The following is a 15,014-nucleotide window of genomic DNA, read 5'->3' on the forward strand; positions in this document are numbered from 1 at the left end:
CCCCCATCTCCCCCATCTCCCCCATCTCCCCCATCTCCCCCATCTCCCCCATCTCCCCCATCTCCCCCATCTCCCCATCCCCCATCTCCCACAAAAAAAAGGCGGCATTGCCGCCAAATGGGGATTTCCTGACATTGGGAAAAATAAGTCAGGGGAGAAAATTGCTTAGATAGTCGAAGCAGTAACCACCGCCTGATCGTAATCGAAACTTTGAATCACTTTCATGTATTGCGCCCGTTCATAGGCACTGCGATCGGCGACATTCATCTGACTCATGGTCCCGATCGCCTGTTTCACGGAGTGATATTCATGTTCCTCTAGCCATTCCACCAGTTCCCGTTCAATTTCCCGCAGATGTCCGATGCCGTGGCGCAACAGGGGAGAACAGACTTGGGTCACTTTCGCCCCCACCATCAACATTTTCACTGCATCTCGTCCTTTTTGAATGCCTGTGGTTGCCGCTAGGTCGGCATTGATGCGACCATAGAGTAATCCCAGCCAACGCATTGGCAGAAGGGATTCCTGATGATTGCTTAACACGACATGGGGCCAAACTTCCAATTCCTCTGGGGAAATATCCGCCTGCATGAAGCGGTTAAATAAAATTAACCCATTAGCACCCGCTTTATCCAGGCGCATCGCCATATTGGCTAAATTGGTGAAAAATGGGCTAAGTTTCACCGCTAGGGGAATGGTGACATCGGCGCGAACGGCTTCTACAATAGAGAGATAATCCTCCTCAATTTGCGCCCCGGTCAAGTGAGGGTCTGTGGGGATACTATAGATATTCAACTCTAAAGCATCGGCCCCAGCTTCTTGGATTTGTTTAGAATAATCGACCCAATCGCCCAAGGTAGAACCATTCAAGGAGGCGATAATCGGAATTCCCACACTTTCTTTGGCTTGGCGGATATGTTCAAGATAGGTTTCCGGTCCTACATGATAGGTATCCGGGTCAGGGAAATAAGTGAGGGCTTCGGCAAAGCTTTCGGTATGGGAAATTGTGTGATAATGGAGTTCGTGTTGTTCGATTTTCAGTTGTTCAGCAAAGATACTATGCAGCACGATCGCCCCTGCCCCCGCATCTTCTAACCGTTTGATATTATCTAGATCTTCGGTTAGAGGTGCGGCTGCTGATGGCATTAAGGGAGATTTTAGTTGTAAACCGAGATATTCTGTAGTCAGATCCATTATGTTATGTTCTCCTGTAATAAGAAAAGAGAAAATGTTCCTAGTAACGACTTCAGTCGTTATTTCCGGGATGAGTGAAATATCGTTTCTTCGTCATATTCTTGGGAAGAACCCCACCCTAACCCTCCCCTTGCTAAGGGGAGGGGACCGGAGTAGTCCGATGTATTTCCCCTTAGCCCGCGCAGGCGGGCTTTGTTTGTGTAGTCCCAGGCTTTAGCCTGCGGGACACAGGCACTGGGTATCTGGGAAGAACCCCACCCTAACCCTCCCCTTAACAAGGGGAGGGGACGGGACTGGATGAGCCCTCCCCTTAGCAAGGGGAGGGGTTGGGTGGGGTCTCCGGATCTCTAGGCTTTTGTCACCTCACCAACAGCAGCCTCCCCGTTGTGAGTTTCAACCTGACGAGACGCGAGATATTCATACATCTGCCAACGGGTGTTGATGTCGTTTTGGGCTTCTGCCAATAACTTCTTGGCATCAGCGGGTTTGGTTTTGGTCAACATCTTGAATCGGTTCTCGTTGTACATGGAATATTCGACCCCTTTCTTGGGCGATCGCATATCCAATTGGAGAGGATTCTTCCCTTGTTCCAGCAAGTCTGGATTATAGCGATACAGTAGCCACCGTCCCGCTTCTACCATGTCTTTTTGATGATTCATGGCAGTCATCATGTTGATGCCGTGGGCGATACAGTGAGAATAGGCGATAATTAAGGACGGTCCGTCATACGCTTCGGCTTCTAGGAAGACTTTGAGGGTATGTTCGTCTCGCGCCCCCATTGCGACGCTGGCGACGTACACATTCCCGTAAGTCATGGCAATTAAGCCGAGGTCTTTCTTGGCGGCGGGTTTGCCACCGGCGGCGAATTTGGCGACGGCCCCCCGGGGAGTGGCTTTCGAGGCTTGTCCTCCGGTGTTGGAGTAGACTTCTGTATCTAGGACGAGGATATTGACGTTTCGTCCGGAGGCGATGACGTGATCTAAGCCACCGTAGCCGATGTCATACGCCCAACCATCACCGCCGATAATCCACACATCTTTTTTGACGAGGTAATCGGCTAAACTGGCGAGTTGTTTGGCATCGGGGGAGTTCATCCCTTGTAATTTTTCTTTGAGGGCTGCCACGCGATCGCGTTGTTCCCAGATGTCGGCTTCGTTTTTCTGAGTAGCGTTGAGAATGCCGGTAACCAGGTTATCCCCAATCTCACTGCTGAGTTTTTGGAGTAATTCGGCGGCGAATTGGGCTTGTTTATCAATGGAAACTCGGAATCCGAGGCCGAATTCAGCGTTATCTTCAAATAGGGAATTAGACCATGCTGGTCCCCGTCCTTCGGCGTTTTGCGCCCAAGGGGTGGTAGGGAGGTTGCCGCCATAGATGGAGGAACAGCCGGTGGCGTTGGCGATGACACTGCGATCGCCAAAAAGTTGGGAGACTAACTTCAGATAAGGGGTTTCGCCACATCCGGCACAAGCGCCGGAGAACTCGAACAGGGGTTCTTGGAGTTGTTGCTGACGAATGCGATCGAGATGCAATGTGCGGCGATCGGGGTTGGGTAAGTTCAGGAAGAATTCCCAGTTTTCCCGTTCAGGTTCCCGTAGAGGAATCTGCGGTTCCATGTTAATCGCCTTCAGGGATGGCATGGATTTGTTTTTGGCGGGACAGACTTCGACGCAGATGCCACAGCCGGTACAGTCTTCCGGGGAGACTTGAATGGTAAACTGAGTTCCCGCAAAGTCTTTATCTTTAGTATCCGTTGCCTTGAAGGTAGCCGGTGCATTGGCAAGTTCTGCCGGTTCGTAAACTTTTCCTCGAATGACGGCATGGGGACAAACCATGATACATTTGCCGCATTGAACGCAGACATCCGGGTCCCAAACGGGGATTTCTGTAGCAATATTCCGTTTTTCCCATTTGGAGGTTGCGGTGGGATAAGTGCCATCACAAGGTAAGGCACTCACGGGTAAAACTTCCCCTTCTTTCACGAGCATTTTGCCTTCGACTTCGCGAACAAAGGCGGGGGCTAAATCAGGCACCGCAGGTTGTTTGTGCAGATCACTATTGGCTTGTCCGAGAGGAACTTCAAACAGGTTCGCCAAGGTATTATCGACGGCTTGTAGATTCATTCGGACGATTTCTTTGCCTTTTTTGCCGTAGGTTTTCTCGATCGCCTTCTTGATTTGGGCGATCGCTTCATCCCGAGGTAGAACTCCGGCTAAGGCGAAGAAACACACCTGCATGACGGTGTTAATCCGTCCACTCATGCCACTATCCCGGGCCACTTTGTTGGCATCAATGGTATAGACTTTTAAGCCTTTGCGGACGATTTGCTCTTGGGTTTCTAATGGAAGTTGATTCCAAACTTCCTCCGCCGGATAGGGGCTATTTAAGAGGAATATTGCACCGGGGGCGGCGGCACTTAAAACATCTAATTTTTCCAGGAAAATCCACTGGTGACAGCCGACAAAGTTTGCCCGATCAATCAGGTAGGTGGAACGAATCGGTTCGGGTCCAAATCGTAGGTGGGAAATAGTAATCGCCCCAGATTTTTTGGAATCATAGACAAAGTAACCTTGGGCATAATTGTCTGTTTCTTCCCCAATAATTTTAATGGAGTTTTTGTTCGCCCCCACCGTCCCATCGGCCCCCAATCCATAGAACATTGCCCGAACTACGTTGTCCGGTTCGGTGGAGAAGTTAGAATCGTAATCTAGGGAGGTGTGAGTAACATCATCATTGATGCCGATGGTAAAGTGATTTTTGGGTTTGGCTTGGCTAAGATTATCAAAGATAGCTTTCACCATCGCCGGGGTGAATTCCTTGGAGGATAAGCCATAGCGTCCTCCCACCAGTTTCGGTAAGCTTTCTCCCGCCCATTCTTCGTGCATGGCGGTGACAACATCCAGATATAAAGGGTCACCACCGGCCCCCGGTTCTTTTGTGCGGTCTAAAACAGCGATCGCCTTGACGGTTTCCGGGATAGCTGCAACCAGCCGTTTCATATCCAACGGACGATACAATCGCACTTTTAAAACACCGACTTTTTCCCCTTGGGCGTTGAGGTAATCGACAGTTTCATGAACGGTTTCGCAACCGGAACCCATTAAGATAATCAGGCGACTGGGGTCGGGTGCACCGTGATACTCGAACAGTTGATACTTCCGTCCGGTGAGTTCGCCAAACTGGTCCATTGCCTGTTGTACGATGTCAGAACAGTCGGTATAGAAGGGGTTGACCGTTTCTCGGGCTTGAAAATAGACATCGGGGTTTTGGGCAGTACCGCGTAAGACAGGGCGATCGGGGGTTAAGGCGCGATCGCGATGGGCAAAGATTCCCTCATCATCAATCAGCGATCGCAGGTCCTCATCCTCTAACAGTTCTACTTTCTGGATTTCGTGAGAGGTGCGGAACCCATCAAAGAAGTGAATGAAGGGGACGCGGGATTTCAAGGTAGCCGATTGAGCAATTAAGGCGAAATCATGGGCTTCCTGGACTGATGCGGAACATAACAGGGCAAATCCGGTACTACGGACCGCCATCACATCACTATGATCGCCAAAAATGGAAAGGGCCTGGGCTGCCAGCGATCGGGCGGCAACATGAATGACCGCACAAGTGAGTTCCCCAGCAATTTTGTAGAGATTGGGGATCATTAATAGTAATCCCTGAGACGCGGTAAACGTTGTCGTTAGGGAACCCGTTTGCAAAGCACCATGTACTGTTCCCGCTGCCCCCGCCTCACTTTGCATTTCTACCACCGAGGGAATCGTGCCCCAGAGGTTCGGACGCCCTTCTGACATCCAGGCATCCGCCCATTCTCCCATTGGTGAGGCAGGGGTAATGGGATAAATAGCAATCACTTCATTTAATTTGTAAGCAACGCGGGCAACTGCCTCGTTAGCGTCTAGGGTAGCAAATGTTCTCGTACTCATATTTTTAACCTTTGTAGAGCAACTCTCTTGTTTTTATGCGCCCTGGTGCCAGATTAACCCTGTCATTAATGGAGGGAATCAGGCGGAAATTAGTTTGCTTTTTCTGCAACTCCGATGAATCTCAGCATTCTCCTTTTGTCTAAGCAATTCTCAGTATTTTTTCTTGGAGAGGTCCAGTTAAACAACCATTTATTTGTTTAATTCTTCTGATCCATAACTTTTTAGTTTGGCAACAGTAATGTTTCTTAACTCAGGTTTAATCTGCATCAAGACCGACCCTTGCCTGTTTTTTCTTTTTTATTATAACATCCTAAAAGCTGAGAGTTTTGAGATTTTTTTTAGGAATTTGCTCCTCGGTTTCCCGCGCCCTTTTTTTCTGAGTAATTTCCGGGGGGACAGGGGGTATTCCTTCTAAAAAATGTTGAATTTTTATTAAGATTTTAGAGTTAAATTTGTGAAGTATGGTATTTTTTGTTAAATCAAAAGGGGTTTGGATAACGGGACAAAAAATCCCGATTCCTTGCAGGGTATCGGGTTTGTCAAGTTTTCTATGCACTGGATTCAGGTGGAGACTTCTTGGATTTGTTTAAAATAATCTAAAGTTTCTTCCGCTTCGCCCTCATCGATGATACTCAAGGCAAACCCGACATGAACGATCGCATAGTCCCCCACTTTTGCCTCGGGAACGTAGGCCAGATTGACGGTTTTGACCACGCCGCCAAAGCTGACCCGGCCCGATCGCAACAACGGTTCATCATTTTCATGAATGCTGATAATTTGGCCCGGTACTGCTAAACACATTCTAAATTACTCCTGAGTCAGATTTCGATAGGCTGCAATGACTTGTCCGAGGGCAATTCCCCCATCATTGGGAGGAATTCGTTGATGCCAGTAGGGGCGGAACCCTTCTGATTTTAACCTATTAATCGCCCGTTCGGTTAAATAAGCATTTTGAAAACAACCACCCGTCATGACAATTCTTTCTTGTCCCACAAATTGGGCAAGGGCGAGGATAACCTCAACTAAGGTATTATGAAATTTAGCCGAAATAATTCCCCTCGGGACGCGATCGCTTACATCTCTTAAGATTGCTAAAATTGTCGGTTCCCAATCGGCGATTCCCACCCCGTCCCCCGTCTGAATGGGTAAGGGATAACTCTCGTCGGTTGTCCAACCTTCTAGGGCAAATTCCAAGGCGATCGCTGCTTGTCCTTCAAAACTAATCTGCGATTTCAACCCGGCGATCGCCGCCACTCCATCAAACAACCGTCCCACACTAGAGGTAAGGGGAGTATTAATTTGTTTTTCTAACATCGACCGCAGCAGGGTCAACTCCATCGGGGTAAACGCCTCAAGGATATGCTGATAATTTTCAGTTCCCTCGGAAGTAAACAGACGACTTCCCCACACTTTATATAACAACCCCAACGCCACCCGGCGAGGTTCTTTCACCGCCTTGTCCCCTCCCAACAGGGGAAACGTGCGAAAATGGGCCACTCGGTCCCAGGATTGGGGCGAAACCCGCAGAAACTCACCGCCCCAAATTGTCCCATCTAATCCATATCCCGTCCCATCCCAGGCCACTCCGAGGACGGTTTCCTCTAACAGTTGATTTTCTGCCATACAAGCGAGAACATGGGCATAATGATGCTGAACCTCTATTTGTGGCAATCCCAATCCCTCGGCAAAACGGGTGGATCGATAGTCTGGATGGGCATCGCGGGCGACAACTTGCGGCGTTGTATCATAAAGTTGCTGTAAACTGGCCGTTGCCTCCTGAAATGCCTGAAATGCTTGAGGGGTTTCTAAGTCGCCGATATGCTGACTCACAAAAATTTGGGGGAATAGGCCAATGGCGATCGCACTTTTCAAATGAGCACCCACTGCTAAAATAGGGGGGGGAGAATCCGGCGTACCCTTCAAGGAAATCGGTAAAGGCGCATACCCTCGGGCCCGCCGCATCACCATTTCCCGCCCTGCAATGACTCTCACAACCGAGTCATCCACCGCCCGAACAATGGGGCGATTGTGGATGAGAAATCCATCAGCAATGTCTTTTAGGCGATCTGCCGCTTCCCATTCATCGATACAAATCGGTTCATCAGAGAGATTGCCACTGGTCGCTACTACAGGTTTACCCAACTCGGCCAACAGGAGATGATGTAAGGGTGTGTACGGCAACATCACCCCCAAATAGGGATTATCCGGGGCCACTTCTGGGGCGATTTGGTTATACGAGTTCGACAACCGCCGTAATAAGACAATGGGACATTCGGGCGATCGCAACAGTCTCTCCTCAATCGCCGTTACCTGACACTCTTGGCGAACTTGTTCCAATGAGGGATACATGACTGCAAAGGGTTTTTCTTCCCGATGCTTACAACGCCGCAGACGACGGACTGCTGCTGAGTTCCCTGCATCAACCATCAGATGAAATCCACCTAATCCCTTAACCGCCAAAATTTGACCGCAATTCACTGTAGAAATGGCATCTTTTAAAGCGCGATCGCCCGTTGCCAATATCTCCCCCCATCCTTTCCAAAATTCCAACCGTGGACCACAGTTAGGACAAGCATTCGGTTGCGCATGAAACCGCCGATTTAAGGGATTGTCATATTCTGCCTGACAGTCGGGACACATTTGAAATCCTTGCATCGACGTATTGGCGCGATCGTAAGGTAATTCCCGAATAATCGTATAGCGAGGACCGCAGTTGGTGCAATTGGTAAAGGGATAACGATAGCGGCGATTCTGGGGGTCAAAAATCTCCTGCAAACAATCGGGACAAGTGGCAATATCCGGCAACACCACCGCCGTTTTTTCCCCGGCGACACTGGGCCGAATTTCAAAGTTAGTAAACCCCACAGGTTCTACCCAAGAAAATTCCAGGGATTGAATAAAGGAAATAGTAGGTTTTTCCCGTTCCAATCGCAGCAAAAACGTTTCTAATTGTTCCTGAGTCCCTTCTACTTCAATAAACACCCCTTGGGCGGAATTATTCACCCATCCGTTCAGTTTCAGTTCCGTAGCAAGTCGATAAATAAAGGGACGAAATCCCACACCCTGTACCGCCCCTCGAACGGTGATCGAGAGGCGAGATAAGTTGGACTTTAAAATAATAGGGTTTAATAATAAATTCATAAATACTCCCAACCTTGTAGTAACGCCTTCAGGCATTTTAGAGTTATTAATTAAGAAGACTAACAACAGCAAGACGTTACTACAAACATCAGCGAACGCCTGAAACCGGACTAATTGGGGACTTTTTTAACTGCTGTTCTAAATACTGATACCACTCCCTCATCCCTTGTCCTTTCCGCGAAGATACTTCAAAAATTACCGCTTGGGGGGCTATTTTCCTAATGTTCGACAATGCTTTCTCCCGGTCAAACTCTACAGCTTCCGCAATGTCAACTTTACTAATAATCACCACTTGGGCTGATTTAAACATCGTCGGATATTTCAACGGTTTATCTTCCCCTTCCGTGACCGACAATAACACCACTCGCAAATCTTCCCCTAAATCATAAGCAGCAGGACAAACCAAGTTGCCTACATTTTCAATCACTAATAAATCTAAGGCATCTAAATTAAGCTGTTGGGCCGCTTTCAAAACCATATCTGATTCCAAATGACAGACAGTTCCTGTGGTAATCTGAACTGCTGCGGCCCCACTATTACTGAGGCGAACGGCATCGTTATCGGTTTCTAGGTCTCCAACAATGATGCCGGTGGGAATGCGACTACCGATATCCTGAATGGTTCGTTCTAAAAAGGCAGTTTTCCCCGAACCTGGAGAAGAAAGTACATTCAGAACTAGCAAATTTTTAGCCATGAAATACCCACGATTTCGTTCGGCAAGGCGGTCATTTTTTGCTAAAACGGCTTGACCCACAGCAATAGTTTGATGGGTATCATCATGATGATGGTGATGTCCATTGTCATGACTATGAGTATGGCCGTTATCATGAGTATGGTCATGACTATGAGAATGGATTCCCACTTCTCCGACGACGCTACATCCGCAATTAGTACACATTAGTTAGGAAACCTCCAAGGATGTTAACTCAATTTCTTGTCCGCTTTGAATCTGATGGGTGAGTTGATGACAATCGGGACATTCATAAAACAAATCAATAGGTTGAAAGTCGCGATCGCAGGAGGGACAATGACAGACTACGGCAACTCGTTCAATTTCAAATTTTGCCCCTTCTGCGATCGTCCCTTGAGTGACAACATCAAAGGCAAATTCTAAAGCATCGGGAACCACTCCAGACAAGTCACCCACTCGCATTTTTAGACGATGAATTTTGCTGGCATTTTGTGATTTAGCACAATCTAAAGCAATATTCAAAGTGTTTTCCATCAAACTAACTTCATGCATAATCCCCTCCCTTCCCCATCTCCCCCATCCTCCCCATCTCCCCTATCTCTAACGGCAGTTTCAATCAACTCCGCGATCGCCTCCAATGCCTCCGCCATTCCTCGTTCAGTCACTGTAGAAAATGTATCCCCAAACTCGAAATCCATCGCCGGAATTGCCACTAACCACCCTTGGGGTGACTTCCCATAGAGGATTTTAGCGAGAATCAGCAGGGTTGAAGGGTCGCTACTATGACCTAAACTCTGGGGAGAGATGGGGTCATCGCCGTCGAGTTTGACCACTTGTAGTCCTTGTTCTGCCGTGGCGGGATAGGCATCGATAAAGATTGCCAAGTCTACCTCAGAGAGAGGTTCGGCCAATTCTGGGGTGAGTTGGTGTTCTGATAGCGATCGCACCTTCGGTAGTCTCCAGGATGCCACTTCCTCCGCTACTCGTTGTCCTACGCCGTCATCGCGACGCAGGTCATTTCCATATCCGATCGCCAGAATTGCCGGGGACTCCTGTGGAATTAGCAGCATTTTCTTAATTTGATTCTCTAACACTATTCTAACGTAATTTCTTTCTGTTTGTCCCGCAAGAACTTAACAATTTCCTCCACTAAACTGCGGCGAGTAGAAATATTTTAGGGTAGCCAAGGATTCTGATAAATTCATTACTTTTTTTTAATTTTATGACAATTTTCACCTAGTTAATCTCTAAGTAAAACTACCTTTTCAGTTAGAGTGTGTCCTTTAGTTTATACCTACTAATCAACGATTGAAGTTGGGGTAATACTTCATAAACTCCTAGTTGATGACAAGCAGAACCCATACCTAAATAGAGATTTTCTTTGGTCATGATGTCTCCAGTTTCGGTTATCTCTTCCCCGAGTTGGACCTAATCCGGCTTTTAAAAACCCAGGTGACAGACTGAAACCCCTACAGGGTCAAAAATTGAGATTGTTGTTGACCATTTTATAGAGGTGGGTTCACTCAGTTCCCTTGCTAATGGATCCCCCCAACCCCCCTTAAGAAGGGGGGCTTTTTTGGGTATTGCTTAATGCCGATAGATCTCATTGATAACAGTCCCTTTGGCATCAATTAATTCCAGATGCAATGGCATTTGGCCTGCTGCATGGGTGGAACAACTCAGGCAAGGGTCAAAAGCGCGAATTCCTGCTTCAACTCGGTTTAAGAGACCTTCTTGAATGTCATTGCCATGAATGAAATGTTGGGCAATTTGGGTGACTGTTTTGTTCATTGCTAGGTTATTTTGTCCTGTAGCAATGATTAGGTTAACTTTCTTAATTAACCCGTTTTCATCCACTTTATAATGATGGAATAATGTCCCGCGTGGGGCTTCGCTGACGCCAATCCCTTCTAGGTTGTTAATCCCCGCAGTTGCACGAGTTCGAGGGGAAACAATATCTGGATCATTGACCAATTGTTCGATATATTCAATGGCACAGAGAATTTCGATTAATCTGGCATAATGATAATAGAAAGAAGAGGTGGCAACACCACCGGCCCGATCGCGAAATTCTTGTAACTCTCTATCCGCTGCGTCGGTTCCCATCCGACTACAGATATTCAATCTCGCCAAGGGTCCAACGCGATAAATTCCGTTAGGATATCCCAAGGGTTTATAATAGGGAAATTTCAGATAAGACCAGGGTTCAACGGCTTCACCGAGGTAAGATTCATAGTCATCTTCACTGAGATTGTCAGCGACAATATTACCATCACTATCGGTAAACCGAATCTTGCCATCATAATGTTCCCAAAGTCCATCTTTTCCTACTAATCCCATAAATAAGGAGGGGAATTTACCAAAGGTTTCGACTTCGGTAGAAAAGCGGTCGAGGAGGGTTTTAAATAGACCGAGGGCGGTTTCGATGGTTTGGCGCGATTCAGGGAGGCGATCGCGAATCCAGGTGCAACTTTCTTCGGATAAGGGCGATCGCACCCCGCCAGGAACTGCCCAAGAGGGATGAATCTTTTTCGCCCCTAACAGTTCAATAATCTTTTGTCCAAATTGCCGTAAGCGAATTCCACTTCTCGCTAACTCCGGGTCTGCGGCAATCAATCCGAAGACATTTCGTTTCGCTGGATCGCTATCCCATCCTAACAGAAAATCCGGACTACTCAAATGGAAGAAACTCAAGGCATGAGACTGAGTAATCTGGGCCAAATTCATCATGCGGCGCAATTTTTCCCCGGCAGGAGGAATTTTGACCGCTTGAATTTTATCCCCTGTTTTCGCTGAGGCGAGGAGATGGGAAACGGGACAAATTCCGCAAATCCTAGCGGTAATTCCGGCCATTTCCCACATGGGACGACCTTCGCAGAACTTCTCAAATCCGCGAAATTCGACGACGTGAAAGCGGGCATTTTCCACTTCTCCAGCATCGTCTAAAAAGACAGAGATTTTAGCATGACCTTCGATACGGGTGACTGGATCAATGACAATTGTTTTAGACATATAATTTAACCACTGATTTCACTGATTTTCACAGAGGGGAGAGAGGGGATAGAGGGTCTCTCTCCGCTGTGAGTTGGGTTATCCGAATTTAATCATGGGCCGCCCTTTCATCACGGGTAATTCACCCCGGAGAAGGGGTTCGACGGTTGCTAGAATGCGTTGGGCAGAAGGGGGACAACCGGGCATAAACAGATCGACATCGACGACTTCATGAACGGGACGAACGCGATCGAGGAGTTCGGGGACGATGCCAGGAAAATGGGGAAGTTGGCGGGTTTCGTCGCTTAATTCTAGGTAGCAACGTTTGAGGACGGGTTCCGCTTTTCCTAACATATTTCGCATCCCCGGAACGTTGGCGGTGACGGCGCAATCTCCGAAAGAAATTAGGAATTTGGTGCGCTTTCTAGCTTCAATGAGAAGTTCCATATTTTCCTCATTGGCGACGGCCCCTTCTACGAGGCAAACATCGACATTTTCGGGATATTCTTTAATATCAGAACCCACGGGACTGAAGACGACATCAACTTTCGCGGCGAGTTCAATTAACCATTCGTCTAGGTCCAGAAAGGACATATGGCAACCGGAACATCCACCTAACCAAATGGTCGCGAGTTTTATCTTGTCCATTGTTTGTTCTCCCTGGCATTCACGATAAATTCTAATTTGCTGCGATCGCGAGTCATTTCGGCAACGGTAGAACCCTTGCGGAAAATAGAACCCGTGGGACAAGCTTCGACACATTTGCCACAACTGGTACAGGCATCAACGCTTCCCCAAGGTTGATTTAATCCGGTAACCACTTTGGCGGCAACTCCGCGATAAGCGACGTCCCAAACATGAGCCCCTTCGATTTCGTCACAGACTCGCACACATCTTGTACAGAGGATGCAACGGTTATGATCGATGCCGAATTGTTTATGGGAAATATCAATTTCGCGATCGGGGAAACGATAGGGGAATCGACTGTGATCCATGCCTACTTCGATCGCTAAATCTTGCAGTTCACAGTTTTCATTGGCGACACAAACCGCACAAACGTGATTGCCTTCAGAAAATAGCATTTCCACAATCATTCGCCGATATTCTTGCAGGCGATCGCTATCGGTGGTGATATCCATGCCTTCTGCCACTTGAGTTACACAAGACGGCAGCATTTTATTCACCCCGGCAATTTCCACCAGGCACAACCGACAAGCGCCCACATCGCTGACGCCGTTGAGATGACAGAGGGTGGGAATCCTAACCCCCGCTTCCTTTGAGGCATCCAGAATGGTTGTCCCCTCTTCGATCGCGAGGTCAACTCCATTAATTTTTAAGGTAACGACTGACATATCTTTTCTCTCTGTGTTAGATCGATAAGCTGCGATCGGGGCAACTGGGTCATTGCCCCTTCCTCCCCTATGGGGCGACCGATGCCGCTGTCCCTGCCGGAACTTTCCCATTCGGACTGTCTTTCAACAGGGCTAAATATTCCTCTCGGAAGTAACGCAAGGTACTCATCACCGGGTTCGGGGCCGTCATGCCTAACCCGCACAAACTGGTATTTTTTACCATGTCACACAGTTGTTCCAGGTTTTGAATATCCTGAAGCGTCGCTTCTTTATTCAAGATTTTGGTCAGCATTTGATACATCTGCACAGTCCCCGCCCGACAGGGAATACATTTCCCGCAGGATTCATCCCGGCAGAACTCCATATAAAATCGGGCAACTTCAACCATGCTGGTCTTTTCATCCATCACCACCATGCCCCCTGAACCCATCATTGACCCAATTTTGACCAAGGAATCGTAATCCACTGATGTATCTAACATCGATTCAGGAATACAACCCCCAGAAGGTCCGCCAGTTTGTACCGCTTTGACTTTGCCATTAGGAACGCCGCCGCCCATTTCTTCGACAATCTCACGCAGGGTAATCCCCATCGGGACTTCTATCAGTCCATTGTTCCGAATCTGACCCGTAAGGGCAAAGACTTTTGTTCCTTTACTCTTTTCGGTCCCAATTCCCGCATACCACGCGCCGCCTTCTCGGATAATCGCCGGAATATTGGCAAAGGTTTCCACGTTATTAATTAACGTCGGCGATTTCCAGAGTCCTTCTTGGGCGGGATAGGGCGGGCGCGGGCGGGGATTGCCTCGTCCCCCTTCAATGGACTGAATTAACGCGGTTTCTTCCCCGCAAACAAAGGCCCCGGCCCCAATTCTAATCTCGATTTTAAAGTCAAACGGGGAATCAAAAATCTGACTACCGAGAATTCCGTATTTTTTCGCTTGTTTAATTGCCTTTTGCAACCGTTCGATCGCCAGGGGATATTCTGCCCGCACATAAATATATCCCTCACTGGCCCCGATCGCATAAGCGGCGATCGCCATCCCTTCTAAGACCCGATGGGGGTCACTTTCCAACACCGACCGATCCATAAATGCACCGGGGTCGCCTTCATCCGCATTGCAGATCACATACTTCTGCTGTCCGGGCATTTTCGCCACCGTTGCCCATTTCAACCCTGTCGGATATCCACCGCCACCCCGTCCCCGCAAACCACTCTTACTCACTTCATCAACGGTTTCCGAGGGAGTAAGGTCATGAATGGCTTTATACAGGGGTTCATATCCCCCAACGGCAATATATTCCTCAATCCGTTCCGGGTCGATTTTTCCACTGGTTTCGCGCACAATCCGCATCTGCCGCGCAAAAAATGGATGTTCGGGGTCTCCTTCCACTGCACTGGCCGTCCCCCCATCGATCGCCTCAATAATGCTGGCGGCATCTTCCGGGGTCACTTCTTCATATAGCTTATTTTGGGCCTCAATTTGGACCAACGGTCCCCGCCCGCAAAATCCCATACAACCGACGCCCACCACTTGGACGCGATCGCCCATCTTCTTCTCTTTACAGGTATTTTCTAAATTCTTCTTGACGCCAAGGGAGTTCGCCGCCTGACATCCTGTGGAGGTACAACAATGTACCCGGACTGGTTTCTGGGCCGTCCGTTCCTTCTCTCCAATCTCCCTAAGTTCCGCTAAATCCATAGTGTTCTAACCTCTCG

The 15,014-nt window shown here is 48.3% G+C and carries 11 protein-coding genes; all 11 read right to left on the reverse strand.

From position 1 onward, the window contains the following. Positions 1-165: 165 nt before the first annotated feature. On the reverse strand, positions 166-1,191 hold the full coding sequence (locus NG796_RS19635; protein ID WP_261208602.1) for a dihydroorotate dehydrogenase-like protein: 1,026 nt from the start codon (positions 1,189-1,191) through the stop codon (positions 166-168). Positions 1,192-1,538: 347 nt separating this feature from the next. After that, positions 1,539-5,120 (reverse strand): pyruvate:ferredoxin (flavodoxin) oxidoreductase, encoded by a 3,582-nt coding sequence (gene nifJ, locus NG796_RS19640; protein ID WP_261208604.1) that lies wholly within the window; start codon positions 5,118-5,120, stop codon positions 1,539-1,541. 561 nt (positions 5,121-5,681) lie between these two features. Continuing rightward, a complete protein-coding gene (locus NG796_RS19645) occupies positions 5,682-5,921 on the reverse strand; it encodes a HypC/HybG/HupF family hydrogenase formation chaperone (RefSeq protein ID WP_261208606.1) in 240 nt (79 codons plus the stop codon). Positions 5,922-5,927: 6 nt separating this feature from the next. Then, the gene (hypF, locus tag NG796_RS19650) at positions 5,928-8,261 is read right to left on the reverse strand and encodes a carbamoyltransferase HypF (protein ID WP_261208608.1); all 2,334 of its coding nucleotides are present in this window, start codon (positions 8,259-8,261) and stop codon (positions 5,928-5,930) included. Positions 8,262-8,349: 88 nt separating this feature from the next. Further along, positions 8,350-9,159, reverse strand: coding sequence for a hydrogenase nickel incorporation protein HypB (hypB, locus tag NG796_RS19655; protein ID WP_261208609.1), 810 nt, complete (start codon positions 9,157-9,159; stop codon positions 8,350-8,352). Positions 9,160-9,162: 3 nt separating this feature from the next. Further along, entirely contained in the window at positions 9,163-9,504 is a 342-nt protein-coding gene (gene hypA, locus NG796_RS19660) for a hydrogenase maturation nickel metallochaperone HypA (RefSeq protein WP_261208612.1), read from the reverse strand. Beyond that, entirely contained in the window at positions 9,486-10,022 is a 537-nt protein-coding gene (locus NG796_RS19665) for a hydrogenase maturation protease (protein ID WP_261208613.1), read from the reverse strand. The genes hypA and NG796_RS19665 overlap by 19 nt, the downstream gene beginning before the upstream one ends. Before the next feature lie 517 nt (positions 10,023-10,539). Next, positions 10,540-11,964, reverse strand: a complete 1,425-nt coding sequence (locus tag NG796_RS19670; protein ID WP_261208615.1) for a Ni/Fe hydrogenase subunit alpha — start codon at positions 11,962-11,964, stop codon at positions 10,540-10,542. A gap of 78 nt (positions 11,965-12,042) precedes the next feature. Then, positions 12,043-12,591 carry an oxidoreductase gene (locus tag NG796_RS19675; protein ID WP_261208617.1) on the reverse strand — a complete coding sequence of 183 codons (549 nt, stop codon included), beginning with the start codon at positions 12,589-12,591 and terminating at the stop codon, positions 12,043-12,045. After that, positions 12,579-13,295: a bidirectional hydrogenase complex protein HoxU gene (gene hoxU, locus NG796_RS19680; protein WP_261208618.1), complete on the reverse strand. Its 717-nt coding sequence runs from the start codon at positions 13,293-13,295 to the stop codon at positions 12,579-12,581. The genes NG796_RS19675 and hoxU overlap by 13 nt, the downstream gene beginning before the upstream one ends. 67 nt (positions 13,296-13,362) lie before the next feature. Further along, on the reverse strand, positions 13,363-14,997 hold the full coding sequence (locus tag NG796_RS19685; protein ID WP_261208619.1) for a NuoF family protein: 1,635 nt from the start codon (positions 14,995-14,997) through the stop codon (positions 13,363-13,365). Between the last annotated feature and the right edge of the window lie 17 nt (positions 14,998-15,014).

This window comes from Laspinema sp. D2d, assembly GCF_025370755.1.
In the GTDB taxonomy this organism is placed as follows: domain Bacteria; phylum Cyanobacteriota; class Cyanobacteriia; order Cyanobacteriales; family Laspinemataceae; genus Laspinema.